Origin of the sequence: Tenacibaculum sp. Mcav3-52, assembly GCF_022347665.1 — a bacterium.
Taxonomy (GTDB): domain Bacteria; phylum Bacteroidota; class Bacteroidia; order Flavobacteriales; family Flavobacteriaceae; genus Polaribacter; species Polaribacter mesophilus.
Genome location: NZ_JAKRGE010000002.1, coordinates 166,126 through 185,986, shown reverse-complemented (window position 1 = coordinate 185,986; position 19,861 = coordinate 166,126). Strand labels below are relative to the sequence as shown.

The 19,861-nt window shown below is 31.5% G+C and carries 18 protein-coding genes; 14 read left to right on the top strand and 4 right to left on the bottom strand.

The window, feature by feature from the left end:
- Positions 1–14: 14 nt before the first annotated feature.
- Genes MHM83_RS06900 through MHM83_RS06890 form a run of 3 tightly spaced genes read right to left on the bottom strand, consistent with a single transcriptional unit; the run spans position 15 to position 1,874 of the window.
- Entirely contained in the window at positions 15–467 is a 453-nt protein-coding gene (locus tag MHM83_RS06900) for a DoxX family protein (protein WP_239178959.1), read from the bottom strand.
- Between the two features lie 59 nt (positions 468–526).
- On the bottom strand, positions 527–1,093 hold the full coding sequence (locus tag MHM83_RS06895; RefSeq protein ID WP_239178957.1) for a Crp/Fnr family transcriptional regulator: 567 nt from the start codon (positions 1,091–1,093) through the stop codon (positions 527–529).
- Positions 1,094–1,097: 4 nt separating this feature from the next.
- The gene (locus MHM83_RS06890; protein WP_239178955.1) at positions 1,098–1,874 is read right to left on the bottom strand and encodes an IclR family transcriptional regulator; all 777 of its coding nucleotides are present in this window, start codon (positions 1,872–1,874) and stop codon (positions 1,098–1,100) included.
- A gap of 147 nt (positions 1,875–2,021) precedes the next feature.
- On the opposite strand from MHM83_RS06890, the gene kynU reads away from it, so the two are divergent.
- The 3 genes from kynU to MHM83_RS06875 are packed head-to-tail and all read left to right on the top strand — an operon-like array spanning position 2,022 to position 5,871.
- Positions 2,022–3,281: a kynureninase gene (kynU, locus tag MHM83_RS06885; protein ID WP_239178953.1), complete on the top strand. Its 1,260-nt coding sequence runs from the start codon at positions 2,022–2,024 to the stop codon at positions 3,279–3,281.
- Positions 3,282–4,481 (top strand): S41 family peptidase, encoded by a 1,200-nt coding sequence (locus tag MHM83_RS06880; protein ID WP_173360687.1) that lies wholly within the window; start codon positions 3,282–3,284, stop codon positions 4,479–4,481.
- Positions 4,474–5,871 (top strand): FAD-dependent oxidoreductase, encoded by a 1,398-nt coding sequence (locus MHM83_RS06875; RefSeq protein ID WP_239178951.1) that lies wholly within the window; start codon positions 4,474–4,476, stop codon positions 5,869–5,871. The genes MHM83_RS06880 and MHM83_RS06875 overlap by 8 nt, the downstream gene beginning before the upstream one ends.
- A gap of 4 nt (positions 5,872–5,875) precedes the next feature.
- On the opposite strand, the gene MHM83_RS06870 is transcribed toward MHM83_RS06875, so the two are convergent.
- Positions 5,876–6,634, bottom strand: coding sequence for a helix-turn-helix domain-containing protein (locus MHM83_RS06870; RefSeq protein WP_047789347.1), 759 nt, complete (start codon positions 6,632–6,634; stop codon positions 5,876–5,878).
- Between the two features lie 242 nt (positions 6,635–6,876).
- Between MHM83_RS06870 and MHM83_RS06865 the strand changes: the two genes are divergently transcribed.
- The 11 genes from MHM83_RS06865 (at position 6,877) to MHM83_RS06815 (ending at position 19,857) form a co-directional block, all read left to right on the top strand.
- Positions 6,877–7,272 (top strand): molecular chaperone Tir, encoded by a 396-nt coding sequence (locus MHM83_RS06865; RefSeq protein WP_159615684.1) that lies wholly within the window; start codon positions 6,877–6,879, stop codon positions 7,270–7,272.
- An 11-nt stretch (positions 7,273–7,283) separates the two neighbouring features.
- A complete protein-coding gene (locus MHM83_RS06860; RefSeq protein ID WP_239178949.1) occupies positions 7,284–7,997 on the top strand; it encodes a PspA/IM30 family protein in 714 nt (237 codons plus the stop codon).
- Positions 7,998–7,999: 2 nt separating this feature from the next.
- Complete coding sequence (locus tag MHM83_RS06855) at positions 8,000–8,710, top strand: hypothetical protein (protein WP_047789344.1); 711 nt, start codon at positions 8,000–8,002, stop codon at positions 8,708–8,710.
- 28 nt (positions 8,711–8,738) lie between these two features.
- Positions 8,739–10,808, top strand: coding sequence for an SPFH domain-containing protein (locus tag MHM83_RS06850; protein ID WP_239178947.1), 2,070 nt, complete (start codon positions 8,739–8,741; stop codon positions 10,806–10,808).
- An 87-nt stretch (positions 10,809–10,895) separates the two neighbouring features.
- Positions 10,896–15,734, top strand: coding sequence for a DNA repair ATPase (locus MHM83_RS06845; RefSeq protein ID WP_239178945.1), 4,839 nt, complete (start codon positions 10,896–10,898; stop codon positions 15,732–15,734).
- Between the two features lies 1 nt (position 15,735).
- Positions 15,736–16,254, top strand: coding sequence for a DUF1697 domain-containing protein (locus tag MHM83_RS06840; protein WP_047789341.1), 519 nt, complete (start codon positions 15,736–15,738; stop codon positions 16,252–16,254).
- 64 nt (positions 16,255–16,318) lie between these two features.
- The gene (locus tag MHM83_RS06835; RefSeq protein WP_047789340.1) at positions 16,319–16,732 is read left to right on the top strand and encodes a RidA family protein; all 414 of its coding nucleotides are present in this window, start codon (positions 16,319–16,321) and stop codon (positions 16,730–16,732) included.
- Positions 16,733–16,800: 68 nt separating this feature from the next.
- Positions 16,801–18,243 (top strand): aldehyde dehydrogenase, encoded by a 1,443-nt coding sequence (locus MHM83_RS06830; protein ID WP_239178943.1) that lies wholly within the window; start codon positions 16,801–16,803, stop codon positions 18,241–18,243.
- On the top strand, positions 18,236–18,454 hold the full coding sequence (locus MHM83_RS06825) for a DUF6500 family protein (RefSeq protein ID WP_073181339.1): 219 nt from the start codon (positions 18,236–18,238) through the stop codon (positions 18,452–18,454). Before MHM83_RS06830 ends, MHM83_RS06825 begins: the two co-directional genes overlap by 8 nt.
- Before the next feature lies 1 nt (position 18,455).
- On the top strand, positions 18,456–19,232 hold the full coding sequence (locus MHM83_RS06820; protein ID WP_239178941.1) for an SDR family oxidoreductase: 777 nt from the start codon (positions 18,456–18,458) through the stop codon (positions 19,230–19,232).
- 97 nt (positions 19,233–19,329) lie between these two features.
- The gene (locus MHM83_RS06815) at positions 19,330–19,857 is read left to right on the top strand and encodes a 3-hydroxyanthranilate 3,4-dioxygenase (protein WP_159615698.1); all 528 of its coding nucleotides are present in this window, start codon (positions 19,330–19,332) and stop codon (positions 19,855–19,857) included.
- Positions 19,858–19,861 lie beyond the last annotated feature (4 nt).

Sequence of the window (19,861 nt, the reverse complement as noted above, 5' to 3'; positions counted from 1 at the left end):
GTTTTTGTTTATAGTTATTTCTTTAAGGTGGAAAAGTAAACCCAAGCAATAAAAAAGAGTTGTAATGGGATTCTAAACCACAAATAAGAAAGTCCTTTTCCGTTATAAGTTCCCGTTTGATAATTCAAGTTTTCTAAACTAGCTTTTATGTTTGCAGGGAGCATAAGTAGTAAGAAAAAGATAAGAATCCAAGCAGTTGTTTTCTGGTAAACTGGTAATAATAAGCCTATAGCTAATATAATTTCTAAAATTCCTGTTGCTAATACTAAAGTTGGCTTTAAAGGAATAAAGTTTGGAATCATTTTACTCATGCCATCAGTAAATAGAAAATGCCCTAATGCAGTAAACAATAGCATAGTGCACATGGCTATTCTGGCAGAAATCAGGTAGTTAATGTTTTTTGAAATAAGTCTTTGTATTCCTATAGAAACTATAAAAGTTAGAAGTAAAATAAATAATGGTTTCATTGCCTAAAAAGTTTTATCCAAAATTGAAGAAACTTTAAGAAGGAGTCAATGAACTTGGGTTAATAAATTCGTTTTCTAATTCTACTCAGTGCTTGTGGAGTTATTCCAATATAAGATGCTATGTATTTTAATGGAATGTGTTGGATTAATTCAGGCCTTTCTTGAAAAAGGTTGAGGTATCTTTCTTCAGGTGTATTGTTTAAAAGAGAAAGTTCTCGTTTCGATTTTAGTAAAAATAAATTCTCCGCGTTTTTCCTTCCTACTTCATTGCCAATGGAGGTGTTTTGATAAATGTCTTCTAAATCATTAAAAGATAATCTCCATAAAATAGTAGGGGTTAACGTTTCAATACTATATTCAGAAGGAGTTTGTGTTAAAAAAGAGTCATAAGCACTGATAAAGCTGTTTTTAAAAACAAAACCAAAAGTTACATCATTTTCAATTTTAGGAATGAATAACCTTAAAATTCCTGTTTCAACAAAAGAAAGATGGTTTTCTGTTGTTCCTTTGGTTAATACAATTTCTTTCTTCTGAAGTGTCACTTTTTGGAGTTTAGAGCAAAAATAGTTTGAATCCTTTTCAGAGATGTCAGAAAAAGATTGCAAGAATGTTTTTATTTGTTCCATAATTTTATAAACTATCAAAGTCACTTAAATTCTGTTCTATGATATTGGCTCCTTTCTGTAAAATTTGAATATAACTTGTTACGTTCTCCATTTTAAACCTACTTAAAGGTCCAGAAGCACTGATTCCAGCAATCACTTTTCCTTTGTTATTATAAATTGGAATAGCAATACATACCAAGCCTAATTCTGATTCTTCTATGTCTAATGCAAATTTTTGTTGTTGAATTAGTAGTAATTCTTCTTTGAATTTTGAAATAGAGGTGATGGTGTTTTTGGTAAAAGGTCTTAGAGTAACCGAATCTAGAAAGTATTCTTGTGCTTCTGGTGTAGCAAAAGCTAGTAATAATTTTCCAATAGCACTTCCATTAATGGGAGTATAAGAACCTATAGAAGTACTTATTTTTAGTCCTTGTAAACTATCAGCCTTATTAATGTGTAACACTTGCTGCTCTTTTAAAATACCCAATAAAACAGTTTCTTGAATTTCTAAAGCTACCTTTTGTATAGGTTCATTAGTTAAATTTCTTAGTGATTTGTATATAGAAACACGATTGCCCAACTCAAATAACTTGCTCCCTAGCTGGTATTTCTCATTATCATTCTGTTGTACAGCATTCAATGAAACTAAAGTACTTAGTAATCGGTATACCGTACTCTTGTTATAGCCAGTTTTAGCAGCTAGTTCTCTAACACCCCATTCTTTTTTGTCATTGCTAAAAGCATCTAAAACAGCAAACGCTTTGATGATAGATTGGTTTAAATTTTTAGAACCTGTATTCATTTTCTTAAAAAAATATTGACTAATATAATAAAAATGGGTAAGTTTATAAAACACCGTTTTAACATGTGAAACACTTTAAGTTTTATTTTGAGATTAAAATAAAGTATCTTTAGTGTTTTGAAATGGTTTTTAGAAATAAAGATAAGTATGTACAAACCAACACTTGATTACGCACAGCAACAAGATAAAGAAGATAAATTAGCACACTTAAGAGCACAATTTCATATTCCTAAAGACGCAAAAGGGAATGATTGGTTGTATTTTACAGGAAACTCTCTTGGGTTGCAACCAAAACAAACACAACAATACATTCAACAAGAATTAGACGATTGGGCAAAGTATGGAGTAGAAGGTCATTTTGAAGCTCGAAACCCATGGATGCCATATCACGAATTTTTGACAAATTCGATGGCAAAAATAGTGGGAGCTAAACCATTAGAAGTGGTAGTGATGAATACGTTAACGACCAATTTACATTTGTTAATGGTGTCGTTTTATCAACCAACTAAAGCAAAGTATAAGATTGTTATAGAGAGTGATGCTTTTCCTTCGGATAGGTACGCGGTACAATCGCAATTAAAATTCCATGGATTTGATACAGAAGAAGGACTGATAGAATGGAAACCTCGTGAAGGAGAAGAATTATTGCGTATTGAAGATTTAGAGAAAATAGTAGATGAGCAAGGTGATGAAATAGCCTTGTTGTTGATTGGAGGAGTGAACTATTATACAGGACAGTATTTAGATATCAAATGTATTGCAGAAATAGGACACGCAAAAAACTGTATGGTAGGTATAGATTTAGCTCATGGTGCAGGAAATATTTCTCCAGAGTTACATGATAGCGGAGTAGATTTTGCAGCTTGGTGTACCTATAAGTATTTAAATTCGGGTCCTGGAAGTTTAGCAGGATTGTTTGTACATGAAAAACATGCACATAATAAAGAGTTACCTCGTTTTGCAGGTTGGTGGAACCATAACAAAGAAACTCGTTTTAACATGCGTCAACCCTTTGATGTAATGCCAGGAGCAGAAGGTTGGCAGTTATCAAATCCTCCTATTTTATCGATGGCAGCAATTAGAGCTTCATTAGATATGTTTGAAGAGGTAGGAATGGAAGCGTTAAGAGCTAAATCGGAAAAATTAACGGGCTATTTTGAATATCTAATTAATCAGATTGATACCGATAGAATTAAAATAATTACGTCATCTAATCCGAAAGAAAGAGGCTGTCAATTATCTATCCAAGTAAAGAATGCAGACAAAAGTTTACACAAAAAACTAACCGAAAATAATATTATAACCGACTGGAGAGAACCTGATGTAATTCGTTGTGCACCAGTGCCAATGTATAACAGTTTTGAAGATGTATACAGAATGGTTGAAATTTTAAAAACATTGCTATAAATGAAAAAAGTAGTTGTTGTTTTTTTAGTTCTATGTAGTTTTAGTAGTATAGCTCAAACTAAGTATCAAAAAGATTTTGATTATTTGTGGAGTATGTTTGATGGATTCTACGCTTACTTTGATCAAAAACAAACAAATTGGGATGAGGTAAAAAAGATTTATCAAAAAGAGGTAGAAAATGTTTCGGATGATTCTCAGTTTATTAGGTTAATAGAAAATATAACGTACGAACTATACGACCCTCATACGGGGATTAACCGAAATTTAAAATCTTCATTTCGACTAATTCCAACATCAACTGATGCATGGGTAAAAATAAAAGATGGAAAATATTACATAGCTGACATTAGATCGGGTTTTGAAATTGAAGAAACAGGATTAAAAGTTGGAGATGAATTACTTCGTATTAACAACCGTAAAATTGAAGATTTAGTAGAAGAAGTACTGCCAAAATCTTTTAAAAACCCAAAAGACAATGTAAAAGAGTTTTTTGCCAATTTGTGGTTTGCTGGAAAGCATAATGAAGAAAGAGTGGTTCTAGTGCTAGAAAATGGAAAAGAAAAACAATATAAATTAAACAAACCTACAGCTTCAAAAAAAGAAAACGGAACTTTAAGTTCAAGAGTTATAAAAGGAAATATAGGGTACATAAAACTAAATAATTCTTTAGGAAACAATGAGGTAATTAAAGCTTTTCCTAAAAAGGTAGATGAGTTTAGAGATACCAAAGCGATAATTGTAGATTTAAGAGATACACCAAGTGGAGGTAATGCAGAAGTAGCTAAAAGTATTATGGGAAAGTTTATATCGGAAACAATTCCATATCAAAAACATGAAAAAGTAAGTTTAGAAAGAGAGTTTGGTATAAAAAGAAGTTGGATTGAGTTATTAACACCTTTAAAAAATCCATATAAAAAACCAGTTATTGTATTAGCAGGAAGGTGGACAGGAAGTGTAGGAGAAGCAATAGCACAAGGTTTTGATAACATAAAATCGGCAACAGTAGTGGGAACTGAGATGGCAAAATTGTTAGGAGCTATTGAATGTGATAGATTACCAAATACTAAGATCAATTTATGTTTTCCTGTTGAAAAACTGTTTCATGCAAGCGGTACGCCAAGAGAAAAATTTATTCCTGAAATTCACACGAAAACAAGTGAAGAAACATATAAAAAAGCGATTCAAATACTAAATGAGTAAAAAAGATAACATAGTAATTATAGGTGCTGGTTTATGCGGAAGTTTATTAGCACTTCGTTTAGCACAAAGAGGCTATAAGGTAGCAATGTATGAAAGTCGTCCAGATTTACGAGTTACCGATATTTCAGCAGGACGTTCTATCAACTTAGCATTATCTGATCGCGGTTTTAAAGCACTTCGTTTATGTGGTGTAGAAGAAAAAGCGCGTGAAATTTGTATTCCGATGTACGGACGTTTAATGCACGATAGAGAAGGGAATACGTTTGCTTCTAATTATTCAGGTAGAGAAGGAGAATATATCAATTCTATTTCGAGAGGAGACTTAAACGGAATCTTATTAAACGAAGCGGAAGCACACGAAAATGTAAGCATTCATTTTAATACAGAATGTACTTCGGTTGATATTGAAAATACGGTAGCGCATTTTAAAAACTACAATACGAAGGAAGAGTTTTCAGTAGATGGAGATGTGATTTTTGGAACAGATGGTGCAGGATCTGCATTGAGGAAAAGCTACTATTTAGAAAGAAAATTCTTGTTTAGCTATTCGCAGAATTTCTTAACACACGGATACAAGGAATTAGAAATTCCTGCAGACAAGTCAGGAAAACACCAAATAAGTAAAGATCATTTGCATATTTGGCCTCGTGGAGAGTACATGTTAATTGCATTGCCGAACTTAGATGGAAGCTTTACGGTAACCTTGTTTTTAAGTTTTGATGAAGGGAAATACAATTTCAATAATTTAACTTCCGAAGAAAAGATAACTGAGTTTTTTGAAAAAGAATTTTCAGATGCCTTAGCGTTGATACCGAGTATTAAAGATGAGTTTTTAAACAATCCAACAGGAGCTTTAGGAACGGTAAAATGCTCGCCTTGGCATTATCAAAACAAAACTTTGTTAATGGGAGATGCAGCACATGCGATTGTTCCGTTTTATGGACAAGGAATGAATGCTTCGTTTGAAGATGTAACCGTATTTGATACGATTCTAGATACGCACGAAGGAGATTGGCAAGCTACTTTTAAAGCGTATGAAAAAGCACGTAAAGAAGATACTGATGCGATTGCTGATTTAGCTATCGATAATTTTTACGAAATGCGTGATCATGTAGCAAATCCATTATTTAAGCAAAAGAGGAAGTTAGAAATGGACTTAGAGAAGACGTTTCCAATAGAATATTTTTCAAAGTACTCTATGGTAACTTTTAATGAAGAGATTCCGTATGCAGAAGCGATGAAAAAAGGACGTGCGCAAGATAAAGCTCTGTTAAATATGGTGGCTCATCATGATTTAGATGCAATCACCGATTTGAATGAGGTATTAAAAAAGGTGCAAGAAGAAACCAACGAAATTTTAGAAGAAGATAAAATAGCGGGTTTTAGATAGTTGTTTATTGTAGTTCTCTTTTTAGTTTCAAAAGTTCTTGTTCTAAAAAAGAAAGTTTGTTTTCTATAGAGGTGTTAAGGTCAGGAATTCTATTGAAAAATACATATTGTATTTTCCACAATTCTTTAATATCTGTAATAGAAAATGTTTTATCGGGGATGTTTTTATGGTTTGCACGTAGAGTTACAGAATCGTTTTCAATGTATAGTTTGCGTAGAATCAATTCATTTTTAACAAGAGTTAGTGTGAGTTCTCCATTTTTTAAGTTCTTAATAGTATTGTTTGGTGTAAACTGGCCTATTACTATGTCGTTAGGGTATAATCCATTATTGTGATTAGCCATTTCTAAATTAGAAACAGTATAAGCTCTGAGTTTTTTTTGAGAGTTAATAGGGAGTTGAATTTTGGATAAATCATCAATAAAAGAAGTTTTGTTGTGGTGTTTTATGTATTCTGTAATTGTCTTTTCGGTTATGCAGGGTATAATGGTGAAGGTTTCTTTTGATAGTTTTTCAGTTTCTAGGGTTAAATCCTCTTTAAACTGAAGTAAATTATTAACTGTGAGCTCTGAAGTTAATAAATTGTCTATAGGAATGCTAAAATAATTAGCAATTTTTATAATGGTATCAATTTTTGGTTCGCTTCTGCCTTCTTCATAAGCGCCCAGTGTAGCTCTCTTAAGGTTGAAGAGTTCTGCAAAAGCTTGCTGGCTTAAACGTTTAACACTTCTGATTTTTTTTATGTTTTTACCAAAGAACGACATGTTTTTGCTAATTTTATTTGCTAAATGTTTTTATTTTTGTATATTTGAGCAAACAATATTAGCTAATTATTTTTGTTTTTGCTAATTTTCTTAGTTTAAAAATTAGTAGGGGGATGTTTAAAATTAATTTTTTTGAATCTATATTGCTAATAATATTATGTTAAGTGTCTTTGATTTTAGAAACTTTTTGTAATATTATCGCTTAAAAAGAATGCTATATTAACTAATCAAACTGCTTAAAAATGAATACACATTTTAGTAAGGTAAAGGAGTTTTTACTTGGGTTAAATTTCAATATAATAAAAGAAAATCAAGAAGAAGGTATTTTTGTTGTTGAGAAAGAAAACGAAGGAATTAAAAACTTAATTATAGGAGTTGCAAATCCAATTATAATTTTTGAACAATATATCTTTAAAATTAGAGAGCCTAATCAAGAAGTTTTTAGGAGTTTACTGCAAAAGAATAGAGATATAATCCACGGAGCTTTTGTCTTAGATGAAAGTGGAGAGCGTGTTATTTTTAGAGATACACTTCAATTAGAGAATTTAGACGCTAATGAGTTTGAAGCGAGTTTAAACTCACTTAGCTTACTCTTAAGTGAATACTCAGATCACATTATTAATTTTTCAAAATATTAAAAAAAATAGATATGAATTTTTTTAAAAGACTTTTTAAAATAGGGCAATCAGAAGCAAATTCTGCGATAGATAAAATGGAGGATCCTATTAAAATGACAGAACAAGGAATTAGAGACTTAAAACTGAATTTAGAGAAGAGTTTAGAATCCTTAGCGCAAGTAAAGGCGTTGGCTATTAGAGCTAAAAATGATGTAGAAGAATTAACATATAAGAGTCAAGATTATGAGCAAAAAGCTGTGTTGATTTTAAAGAAAGGACAAAATGGTGATATAGAAGTATCTGAAGCAGATCGATTAGCAAAAGAAGCTCTAATGAAAAAAGAAGAGACAAACCATAAAATAGGAATGGTAAAAAAAGAAGAAGCTCAGTTTAATGACTCAGTAAGTAAATTAGAGCACAATATTCAAGAGATTAAACAGAATATTAGTAAATGGGAAAATGAATTAAAAACATTAAAAGCAAGAGTTAAAGTTTCTAAGGCAACTAAGAATTTGAATAAACAAATGGCTGATATTGATAGTGCTAGTACTGTTGCTATGTTAGAGCGTATGAAGGAGAAAGTGAAACAAGAAGAAGCTTTGGCTGAAGCTTATGGAGAAATAGCGAAATCATCTAAATCAATAGATAAGGAACTGTCAGAGGCAGCAGATGTAACTGAAACTTCGGCAGAAGAAAGTCTGTCAAAATTAAAAGAAAAATTAGGGTTAAATAGTAAAGAAGAATAAAATTGAACACTTTTACTGATATTATATTTTCATCTGTTAACTTGCCACTTACAATACTGGTAATTATACTTTTGTTGTATTGGATAGTGACAATGATTTCAGGAGTTGATTTCGATTTAGATATAGACGTAGATATCGATGCAGATTTTGATATTGATACAGATTCAGGAATAGAAGGAGGGAATGCAGATTTTCATGATGTTTCAAATGCAGAAGTAAATAAAGAAGATGTACTAGGCAAGAGAAGAAAACCATTAAAATGGTGGCAAATTTTTCTGATTTACTTCAATTTTGTAGGGTTACCTTTTATGTTTACGTTTACCTGTTGGATTTTTATTTGGTGGATTTGTACGGCATTTTCTACTGTTTTAACAGGAAGTATAAACAATAGCTTTGGTTTTGCATTAATGTTAATAGGTTTTTTACCCTCGTTGTTTATCAATAAAATTTTTACAACACCTTTTAAAAGTTTTTTTAAGAACTTAAATCAACACGGAGATTTACCGATAGATATAGTAGGTAGAGTAGGAGTTTCTTTATCGAACATCAAAGAAAAAAAATTAGGTTCAGCTGAAGTAAAAGCTGAAGGGACTCACTTATCAATAAATATTAAATCGTTAGATGGGAGTCCTATACAATTTAGAGAGCAAATCTTGATTATAAAACAAAGCCAAGATAAGTCTTTTTATTACGCACAATCATATATAAATTAAAAACAAATTATTTTAAAAAAAAAGAACTATGACAAACAGTTTATTACAGGTTATTGGAGTAGGTGTAGGTTTAATTCTATTCCTTATTATTCTATACTTTGCTATAATAGCAATGTTTTACAAAAAAGTACCGCAAGGGCAAGCATTGATACGTACAGGTTTCGGAGGAACTAAAGTAGCAACAGATAAAGGAATGTATGTAATACCTGTATTTCACAGAGTAGAAATTATGGATATTTCTGTAAAGAAAATTCAAATAGAACGTTTAGGTAATGATGGATTGCTTTGTAAGGATAACATGCGAGCAGATATTAAAGTTGCCTTTTTTGTAAGAGTAAACAATGAAGTAGAATTTATTAAAAAAGTAGCACAAACTATAGGTTGCGATAGAGCATCAGACATTTCAACTCTAGAAGATTTATTTGAAGCTAAGTTTTCTGAAGCTTTAAAAACGGTAGGGAAAAAATTTGACTTCACAGAGTTGTATGAAGCTCGTAGAGAGTTTAGAGATGAAATTGTTGATATAATAGGAACTGACTTAAATGGATACACACTGGAAGACTGTGCAATTGACTACTTGGAGCAAACATCAGTATCTTATTTAAAAGCAGATAATATTTTAGATGCAGAAGGAATTAAAAAAATTACTGAATTAACAGCTGCACAAAATATTAAAGCAAACTTGATAAAAAGAGATGAAGAGAAAACTATTCGAAAGCAAGATGTAGAAGCTCGTGAAGCTATTTTAGAATTAGATAAACAATTAGCGGAAAAAGAAGAACAACAAAAAAGAGAAATAGCCAACGTTAAAGCAAGAGAAGAAGCTGAAATCTTAAAAGTTAATCAAGAAGAGCTATTAAAATCAGAATCAGCAAGAATAGCAACAGAGGAAAAAGTACAAGTAGCAGAAGAAAATAAACAACGACAAGTTATTGTAGCGGCTAAGAATAAATTACGTACAGATGTTGTTGAAACTGAAAGAGTAGAAAAAGATAGAATGTTAGAAGCTACTGAACGTGAGCGAATCGTTACATTGGCTCAGATTGAAAAAGAAAAGGTAGTTGAAGTAGAAAAGAAAAACATACAAGATGTTATTCGTGATCGTGTTACTTTAGAAAAAGGAGTTGTTGAAGAACAAGAGAATATGAAAGATATTCAGGCGTTTAAAACAGCAGAAAGAGAAAAGCAAGTTACCATTACGTTAGCTGAAGCAAAAGCTCAAGAAGATTTAATTAAAACAATTAAAGAAGCTGAGGCTCAAAAAGAAGCTGCAAAACAAAAAGCAGAAGAAATAAACATTGAAGCGCAGGCACATAAAGAAGCAAGTGAAAAAGAAGCTGATGCTCGTAAGACATTAGCAGATGCAAAAGCAAAAGAAGAAGCTACTTTAGGAATGTCAGAAGCTCAAGTAATGCATGCCAAAGCAGATGCTAGTGAACGATTTGGTACAATGGAGGCACTTATTATTGAGAAGAAAGCAAAAGCAGAGGCTGTAGGTATTGAAGCAAAAGCTGAAGCACTAAGAAAAGAAGGAATGGCTGAAGCGGAAATTATAAGAGAAAAAGCCTTAGCAGATGCAGCTGGAATTGAAGAAAAAGCAGCAGCAATGAAAAAATTAGATGGTGTAGGTAAAGAACACGAAGAGTTTAAACTGCGTCTAGAAAAAGATTTAAAAGTAGATTTAGCGCACATCAACATACAAAAAGATATTGCAGATGCACAAGCTGATGTTATTGCACAAGCATTAAAATCTGCTAAAATTGATATAGTAGGAGGAGAGACTATGTTCTTTGAGCAAATAATGGGACAAATTACTAAGGCTAAAGGACTAGATAAGATGATTGAAAATAGTAGTAACTTACAAGAGGTAAAGGATGCTATTTTAAGTAGTGATGATGTGAAAGGAAACTTAATGGAACGCGTTAGAGATTTTGCTGTAAAATACGGAGTTTCTTCTGATGATATTAAAAACCTAACAATTGCTAACTTATTAATGACTCTTAAAGAAAGAGCAACATCTGATGACGATCAAACGCTTTTAGGAAACCTTTTTAGCTTAGCAAAAGGTTTAGATATATCTAATAAAAAAATGAGTTAGAATAACACTTGCCCGAGTATTGATTTTTCAATACTCGGGATTTCTTTTAATAAGTGTTTTAAAATTAATTTTAACTCGTAATTTTATATGGATAATCAACAACTTGATGGCGGAACTTATGAGATTATTCAGAGCCGTCTTCAAAAACAAAAAAAAGAGCTACTAAATAGGTTACAAAGATTAAATGATGCTAGAAAGCATGTGTTTGGTACAATTGAAACAAAGCTTATAGCAAATGATAGAATTAACACAGAAAACAACTGTATAGCTAGAGATATTGTATCTCTAGGAAACACTTCAATCTTTGGATATAATGTTCATTTTGGACTAAGAACAGATATTAAGTTATCGGATGTTTTCAGCGCTTATGAGTTTAAAGACAATCGTTTTCAGCCAAAATCATTAGATTTTCTTCATAATGAAACTTTCATAACTGACTTTACTAACCTATACAAGTATTATCGAAATACTATTTTTGCAAAATTTGCAATTATAGATAATTACCTTCACATGGTTTTCCAGTTAAGTGAGAGTAAAACCGATGTGAAAACTTTTAAGTGGTTAATAAAGGAAAATGAATTAGTATATGTTGATAATAGAAGTGAGCATGAATACAGGTTTCCAAAGCAACATGAATTTAATTGGCAAGAAGTAACCCGAGATATGCACCGTTATGGTACTTACTCTCATATTTCTATTTTAGATAAAGTTTTTGTCGAAACTATCGGAGGTGATTTAACTATTAAGATAGAAGATAACACTGATGAAGGAAAAGGAATTCTTGAAGAGCCAGTAGAACATGTTGATCAAACATTAGATGATGGTCAGTTTCGTTATGCCGATTTAGGAAACCTTATTTTATTAGAGATAAAACCATTTCAGGAAGAAGCTCGTTATTTTATTTATAATCATAAGTTACAAGAAGTTCAAAAAGTAAATAGTGTTAAAGACTGTGCTGTATTATTACCAGACGATCAAGGTCTTATTTTTCCTGATGGATATTATTTACAAACAGGGCAGTATAAACTTTTTGAAAATAACGCTAAAGACGTTAAGTTCCAAGAGAAAATAGTTTCTCCCAACGGAGAAGACTTTTTATATGTGTTTTATGCTACAATAAGAGGGCTATATATATTAATGTCTTATAACATTATTGAGCAAGAGGTAAAAACACCTATTGTTTGCAATGGTTTTACAATTTTAGAGAATGGAGAATTGTGTTACTTCAAAACTGAAAATGAGCAAACAAAACACCATGTTGTTCAAATTTGGCAAACACCTTATGTAAAAACAGACAGTATTCCATCATTACATGAAGATACCTTACTTTATAAGATTGGTAATAAAGATATTGTAAAAGCAATGGCAGAGTGCCATGAATTAATAACACTTTTAAATAAAGAAGATAGTTATGCTGGTTTATATAGTGATATAGCTAAGAAATCTAATGATATTAATAGCAGTTATTACTGGATAAATGAGCCCGAAACAGAACAGTTAAGTGTACCTGTTGCAGAAATTAACGATGCAGCAAATGCTGCTATTGATGAATTTGAAAAGGTAACTCAATTAAAGCAGCAAGCAGCTAAAGAAGGCAAGATTATTCAAGAAAAATCTAATGAACTTTTAAGTAAGATCAAAAGTACTTCTTTTAAGACCATAGAAGATTTTGTTGACTTATTAAATCAACTACGAGTATTAAGAGGGCAGGTCATAAGCTTGAAAGATGTTCGTTATATAGCAATTGATGTATTAGAAGAAATTGAAAACTCAATTGAAGAACAAAACACAATAATATCAAAAAGATGTGTAGAATTTTTGTTGAATGATCAAGCTCTAAAACCCTACCATAAACGCGTTCAAGAAAGGCAAGATGATTTAATATCTATAAAAAAGGTAGTAGAAGCTAAAAAACTTGAAAAAGAAGTAGATCAAATAACAACAGATTTAGAACTTTTAATTGAAATTGTAACAAATTTAGAAATAGAAGATACTTCTCAATCGACTAGAATTATTGATAATATCTCTTTAATCTTTGCTACATTAAATCAATTAAAAGCAGGAATTAAAAATACAATTAAAACTTTAGGAAGTAAAGAAGCTAAGGCAGATTTTTCTGCTCAATTAAAACTTATAGATCAAAGTATTATTAATTACATTGATATGGCTACTACGCCAGAAAAATGTGATGAGTTCCTCACAAAAATAGCAATTCAGTTAGAGGAAATTGAAGGTAAGTTTGCCGATTTTGAAGAATTTATTTCCTTAATTATAGAGAAGAGAGAAGAAGTTCATAATGCTTTTGATGCCCGAAAGAGTACAATACTCGAAAAAAGAAATAAGAAAATAGAAGCATTAAGCGCTGCTTCTGAAAGAATTTTAAAAAGTATAGCAAAAAAGGCACAAAGTTACCCCTCAGTTGAAGATATTAACGGATATTTTGCTGCTGATTTAATGATTAACAAAGTTAGAGATATTGTTAATCAATTAAAAGATTTAGAGTCAGTTGGTAAAGCTGAAGCTATAGAAACACAACTTAAAGTAGCTAAAGAAGATGCATTAAGAAAATTAAAAGATAAACAAGAGTTATATGAAGATGGTGAGAATATAATTCGCTTAGGAAAACACAAGTTTGGAGTTAATAAACAACCGTTGGATTTATCAATAGTTTACAAAGATCAAACGTTACATTATCATTTAACAGGAACCAATTTCTATCAAGAAGTTGAAAATGAAATTTTACTTAAATCTGAAAAATATTGGAATCAAGAACTAGTTTCTGAGAACGATTTAGTGTATAGATCTTCTTATTTGGCGTATAAATTATTTACTTCGTATTCAACAGATGAATTATTAAAGCTAAACGAACAAGGTTTATTAGCGTTAGTTCAAAATGAAAGTGGAAGCTTGTTTGCAGAAGGATATGTAAAAGGTGTACACGATGTTGATGCTTTTAAAATATTGTATACACTAGTCCATAAACATCACGAATTAGGTTTATTAACATACGCTTCAAACACTAGAGCATACGCTCAATATTTTTGGAACTCTTTGCCTAAAGAGCATCAAGATTATTATAATTTTTCAATAAAAGCATCAGGAGATGTCCTACGATTCTTTCCTGAAAGTAAAGAATACGATTTTTTAATAAATAAGTTACAAAAAGAAATAACTACTTTTTCAGAAGAAACTTTATTGTTTTCTAAAGAGGTAGGAAAAACAATAGCTAGTTACCTATTTAACCAATTAAAAAGCACTAATTCATTTATAATAAGCGCTATTGCGTTGGGAATAAAAGAAGACTTTATAAAGTATCTAACAAAACAAGATGCATTACATGTGTTTAAAAGTAATCTTGAAAAGACTACAGATTATAGCGCAAAAATCCAGCTGACTAAACAATGGGTAAGCTCATTTATAACATCTATTGATGGAAATGAAAATTACACAGATGAAGTAATTTCGTTATTATTATTTCACCATGAGCCTAATGCTGTTTTACATGCAAACCCTGAAGAAACCATTAAAGAGTTAAGAGGAGAACACGATACTATTATTGAAGGAAGTTTTGAATTTAATTATCATAATTTTATTGAAAGATTAGAGGTTTTTTCAAAAGAAGACGTACCTAATTTTTTAGCATACAAAGAGGCGAAACACCTATTGGTAGAAAATTTAAAAGAGACATTAAAGTTAAATGAATTTAAGCCAAGAGTATTATCTTCCTTTGTTCGAAATAAGCTAATAGATGAAGTTTACTTTCCCTTGATAGGAGATAACTTATCTAAGCAGTTAGGAACGGTTGGAGATAATAAACGTACAGACAGAATGGGGATGTTACTTTTAATATCACCCCCAGGTTATGGAAAAACTACTTTGATGGAGTACTTAGCCAATAGGTTAGGATTAATCTTTATGAAAATTAATGGACCTGCCATTGGTCATGAGGTAACCTCAGTCGACCCGGAAGCAGCAACAAATTCAGCTTCTAGAGAAGAACTCAAAAAGTTAAATTTAGCTTTTGAAATGGGAGATAACGTAATGTTGTATTTAGATGATATTCAGCATTGTAATCCTGAGTTTTTACAAAAATTCATTTCTCTTTCAGATGGAACAAGAAAAATAGAAGGAGTATATAACGGAAAGCCAAAAACATATGATTTAAGGGGAAAGAAGTTTTGTGTAATTATGGCTGGAAATCCATATACTGAAAGTGGAGATAAGTTTCAAATACCTGATATGTTGGCTAACCGAGCTGATATATATAACTTAGGAGATATTATAGGAGATACAGATCATTTATTTAAACTTAGTTTAATAGAAAACTCATTAACATCAAATCCTATACTACACCAGTTAAGTAGTAAATATTTTGAAGATGTTTATGCTTTGATAAATAGAGTTGAAAATAATACTGAAGAAGGGGAGTTGAAAGGAAATCATACAAAGCAAGAGATTCAAGATTATATTTCGGTATTAGAAAAAGTAATAACTATAAGGAATACCATCTTAAAAGTAAATAAAGCATATATTGAGTCGGCTGCAAAGGAAGATGAATATAGAACAGAACCCTCTTTTAAGTTACAAGGTTCATATCGAGACATGAATAAGTTAGTAGCTAAAGTAGTACCAATAATGAATGATAATGAGTTAAAAAGACTGGTATTGTCTCATTATGAAAGTGAATCTCAAACATTAACATCTTCTGCTGAAGCAAATTTATTGAAGTATAAAGAATTAATAGGAGATATATCAGAAAACGAAGCAAACCGATGGAATGATATAAAAGAAATTTTTGTTAAGAATAATAAGCTAAAAGGTTTGGGTAATAAAAATGAAATGGCTCAAATATTAAACCAAATGATGTCATTTTCAGATAATTTAGAAGGTATTAAAGAGGTTTTAAGAAAAGGATTGCAAGGATAAAATGAACACAATAATTATTTTGTTAAGAGGGATTAATGTTTCAGGGAAAAATAAAATTCCGATGCAAGAATTAAAAACACTGTTAGAAGAACTGGGATATAATACTATAAAGACCTATATCCAAAGTGGCAATATTGTGTTAAAAACTAGAGAAGACTCAAAAGAGGTAGAAAAGAATATTCATACAAAAATTAAAGAAAAATATGATTATGATGTTCTTGTTCTAGCAAAAGAAGTAAAAGAAATAAAAGAGATTCTTCAAAACAACCCTTATAGTAATTTAAACGAAAAACAAATATATTTTACTTTCTTATTCAATGAAACTACAATAAAAGAGATAGAAGTAGATGCGAAAGAAGATGAATACACCATCTTAAAAGATGTGGTTTATGTAAATGCAGCTGGAGGGTATGGGAAAACAAAATTGACGAATAATTTTTTTGAAAGAAAGTTAAAAGTTTCAGCAACTACTCGTAACTTTAAAACCACGAATAAATTAATAGAGTTAGCCAGTTCGTAAATGTCATTTCTATCAAAGGGAGAAATCTCATGAAAAATGCATTTGAAATTAAAAAATATAAAACATGGATAGTAAAGTAATCAAAGGAAAAGCAATACCAAGAGGAAAGTTTCCGCATGTAAAACAAGTAGGAGATTTTATTTATGTATCTGGAACCAGTTCACGTAGACCTGATAATTCTTTTGAAGGTGTTGCCGTAGATAAATTTGGAACGACCAACTTAGATATTAAAAAGCAAACCCGAGCGGTAATTGAAAACATTCGAGATATTTTACAAGAAGTAGGAGCAGACTTATCAGATATTGTAGATGTAACTTCATTTTTGGTGAATATGAATGATTTTGGAGGTTATAATGAAGTATATGCTGAATATTTTGATTATAACGGACCAACTAGAACAACAGTAGCTGTACATCAATTACCACATCCTCATTTATTGATTGAAATTAAAGTGGTAGCGTACAAAAAGCAAGAATAAAGAACAAAGAACCATTAGAAAAGAAAAGAGACTTTTTCCTCTCTTGGTTTCTTTAATCTGTGAATGAAATGACTATTAAAAATTATATAAACGGAGAATTCGTTATACCGGTAGCAAATAATTATATTGATAATTATAATCCATCTATTGGAGAAGTGTATGGTCAAATTCCTAATTCTACTAAAGAAGATGTAGCGTTAGCATATGAAGCAGCTAAGAAAGCTTTTCCGTCTTGGTCAAACACTACCTTAAACGAACGTAGGGATATTCTTTCTAAAATAGCACAGTTAATTCAGCAAAGGTTACCTGAATTGGCAAAAGCTGAGGCTAAGGATAATGGAAAGCCTTTAAGTTTAGCTACAGTGATTGATATTCCGAGAGCTTCATCTAATTTTCAATATTTTGCAGATGCAATTACACAATTTTCATCCGAAGCTCACGAAAGTGTAGGTTTAGGAGCGATGAACTTTACGTTACGTCAACCGATTGGTGTAGTTGCATGTATTTCTCCATGGAATTTGCCACTTTACCTATTTACGTGGAAAATAGCTCCAGCAATAGCTGCAGGAAATTGTGTTGTAGCAAAACCGAGTGAAGTTACACCTATGACAGCCTATTTGTTAGGGGAGATTTGTAATGAAGCAGGTTTACCTAAAGGGGTATTAAACATAGTTCACGGATTAGGAACCACCACAGGACAAGCCATTATTGAACATCCAGATATTAAAGCGATTTCATTTACAGGAGGAACCGCCACAGGAGCACATATCGCTCGTACAGCAGCACCAATGTTTAAGAAATTATCGTTAGAACTAGGAGGTAAAAATCCGAACATCATTTTCGCAGATTGCGATTATGAGAATATGTTAGTGACTACAGTTCGCTCTTCATTTGCAAATCAAGGTCAGGTTTGTTTGTGCGGAAGTAGAATTTTTGTAGAGGAAAGTATTTACGAGCAATTCAAAAAAGATTTTGTTCAAAAAGTATCGCAATTAAAAATAGGAAATCCTTTTGAAGAAGATACAAATATTGGAGCCTTGGTATCGAAACCACATTTAGAAAAGGTAAAATCATACATAGATATTGCGGAACAAGAAGGAGGGAAGATTTTATACGGAGGTGACAGAGTCACTGTTAAGAATTGTGAGAACGGTTACTATTTACAACCGACGATTATTGAAGTTTCAAGTAACAAGTGTAGGTTAAATCAAGAAGAGATTTTTGGGCCTGTAGTTACTTTAATGTCTTTTAAAACAGAAGAAGAAGCTTTACAGTTAGCTAATGACGTGGTATATGGACTATCATCAACATTGTGGACAAACAACTTGACAAGAACCATGCGTATGTCTAAAGAATTACATACAGGAATTGTTTGGGTGAATACTTGGTTATTACGTGATTTAAGAACACCTTTTGGAGGTCAAAAAGCGAGTGGAGTAGGGCGTGAAGGAGGTTTTGAAGCATTACGCTTTTTTACAGAACCCAAAAATGTATGTATAAAATATGAATAAAGAAATAAAGGAAAAAATAATTGCTGTATGTGAAGAGAAGATTGCTAAAAAAGGAGAAAATGTAGGGCTTTCGTTTTATGCATTTTTCAAAAATAAAAATGACAATCCGAAAATATTAATGGAAGTGGCTACTTGGTGGATTCAAACGCATCAATTAGATCATTTTGAGAAAGCAGTTAAGATTAAACAAATGATTCAGAATAACGAATAAAATGAATTTAGAGATACAACATAAAAATGCCTTGGTATGTGGTAGTACGCAAGGAATAGGAAAAGCAGCAGCAATACAATTAGCCCAAGAAGGAGTAAATGTAACCTTAGTGGCTCGTAGTGAAGAAAAGCTGAAAGCTGTGTTGACAGAATTACCAAACAATAAACAAAATCATGGGTATTTAGTTGCTGATTTCACCAATCCAGTAGATTTAAAAGAGAAATTAGAAGCGATTAACTTACAGTTTCATATTTTGGTGAATAATACGGGCGGTCCAGCAGGAGGTCCAGTATTTAATGCCAAGTTAGAAGAGTTTGAACGTGCTTTTACTATGCATTTAAAATGCAATCATGTGTTAGTGCAAGCGGTAGTTCCTTTTATGAAAGAGGAAGGTTATGGTAGAGTAATTAATGTGATCTCTACATCGGTAAAACAACCATTAGATGGTTTAGGTGTTTCGAATACCATTCGTGGAGCTGTAGCCAACTGGAGTAAAACCTTAGCGAATGAGTTAGGGCAATTCGGAATTACAGTGAATAATGTATTGCCAGGGGCAACAGCGACAGAACGTTTGACAGAAATTATCAATAATAAAGCCGCTAAAACAGGTAAATCGATAGAAGAGGTAGCAGAAATGATGAAAAATGCATCACCAGCAAAACGTTTTGCAAAACCTGAAGAAGTAGCTAATGCTATTGTGTTTTTAGCAAGTGAAAGAGCAAGCTTTATTAACGGAATTAATGTCCCTGTTGATGGAGGAAGAACAAAATCTTTATAAAAGAGATCAAAAATAAAGACTTTTAGAAACAAGACTATTTAAGTATCTTTAAAACAATCTTAACTCTTGTGTTTAAAAGTCTAAAAATCTAAATAAAATGAGCAAGTTAGTACAACCTTTAAATTTTAAAAAGTGGATTGATGAAAATCGTCATTTATTAAAACCACCAGTTGGAAATAAACAAGTTTGGGATAATGGGGAGTATATCGTAATGGTTGTTGGAGGACCTAACAATCGTAAAGATTATCACTACAATGAAACTCCAGAATTTTTCTATCAGTTAGAAGGAGATATGGTACTGAAAATTATTGATGATAAGGGTGAAATGATTGATGTTGAAATTAATGAAGGAGATATTTATTTGTTACCAGGAAAGGTGCCGCACTCACCACAACGTAAAGCGAATACGGTAGGTTTGGTTATTGAATATCCACGTGATGAAGGAATGATGGATGCTTTAGAGTGGTATTGTGAAAATTGCGGACATCAATTATACCGAGAAGAATTTGCTTTAGATAATATTGAAACGGATATGCCAATAATTTTTGATAAGTACTATTCAGATAAAGAGAAGTGTACTTGTGATAAATGTAGTACCGTAATGGAAGCACCAAACAAAGCATAAATTT

Coding starts and splice junctions, on each gene's coding strand:
- MHM83_RS06900 (WP_239178959.1), bottom strand. CDS start 467: ATGAAACCATTATTTATTTTACTTCTAACTTTTATAGTTTCTATAGGA.
- MHM83_RS06895 (WP_239178957.1), bottom strand. CDS start 1,093: ATGGAACAAATAAAAACATTCTTGCAATCTTTTTCTGACATCTCTGAA.
- MHM83_RS06890 (WP_239178955.1), bottom strand. CDS start 1,874: ATGAATACAGGTTCTAAAAATTTAAACCAATCTATCATCAAAGCGTTT.
- kynU (WP_239178953.1), top strand. CDS start 2,022: ATGTACAAACCAACACTTGATTACGCACAGCAACAAGATAAAGAAGAT.
- MHM83_RS06880 (WP_173360687.1), top strand. CDS start 3,282: ATGAAAAAAGTAGTTGTTGTTTTTTTAGTTCTATGTAGTTTTAGTAGT.
- MHM83_RS06875 (WP_239178951.1), top strand. CDS start 4,474: ATGAGTAAAAAAGATAACATAGTAATTATAGGTGCTGGTTTATGCGGA.
- MHM83_RS06870 (WP_047789347.1), bottom strand. CDS start 6,634: ATGTCGTTCTTTGGTAAAAACATAAAAAAAATCAGAAGTGTTAAACGT.
- MHM83_RS06865 (WP_159615684.1), top strand. CDS start 6,877: ATGAATACACATTTTAGTAAGGTAAAGGAGTTTTTACTTGGGTTAAAT.
- MHM83_RS06860 (WP_239178949.1), top strand. CDS start 7,284: ATGAATTTTTTTAAAAGACTTTTTAAAATAGGGCAATCAGAAGCAAAT.
- MHM83_RS06850 (WP_239178947.1), top strand. CDS start 8,739: ATGACAAACAGTTTATTACAGGTTATTGGAGTAGGTGTAGGTTTAATT.
- MHM83_RS06845 (WP_239178945.1), top strand. CDS start 10,896: ATGGATAATCAACAACTTGATGGCGGAACTTATGAGATTATTCAGAGC.
- MHM83_RS06840 (WP_047789341.1), top strand. CDS start 15,736: ATGAACACAATAATTATTTTGTTAAGAGGGATTAATGTTTCAGGGAAA.
- MHM83_RS06835 (WP_047789340.1), top strand. CDS start 16,319: ATGGATAGTAAAGTAATCAAAGGAAAAGCAATACCAAGAGGAAAGTTT.
- MHM83_RS06830 (WP_239178943.1), top strand. CDS start 16,801: ATGACTATTAAAAATTATATAAACGGAGAATTCGTTATACCGGTAGCA.
- MHM83_RS06825 (WP_073181339.1), top strand. CDS start 18,236: ATGAATAAAGAAATAAAGGAAAAAATAATTGCTGTATGTGAAGAGAAG.
- MHM83_RS06820 (WP_239178941.1), top strand. CDS start 18,456: ATGAATTTAGAGATACAACATAAAAATGCCTTGGTATGTGGTAGTACG.
- MHM83_RS06815 (WP_159615698.1), top strand. CDS start 19,330: ATGAGCAAGTTAGTACAACCTTTAAATTTTAAAAAGTGGATTGATGAA.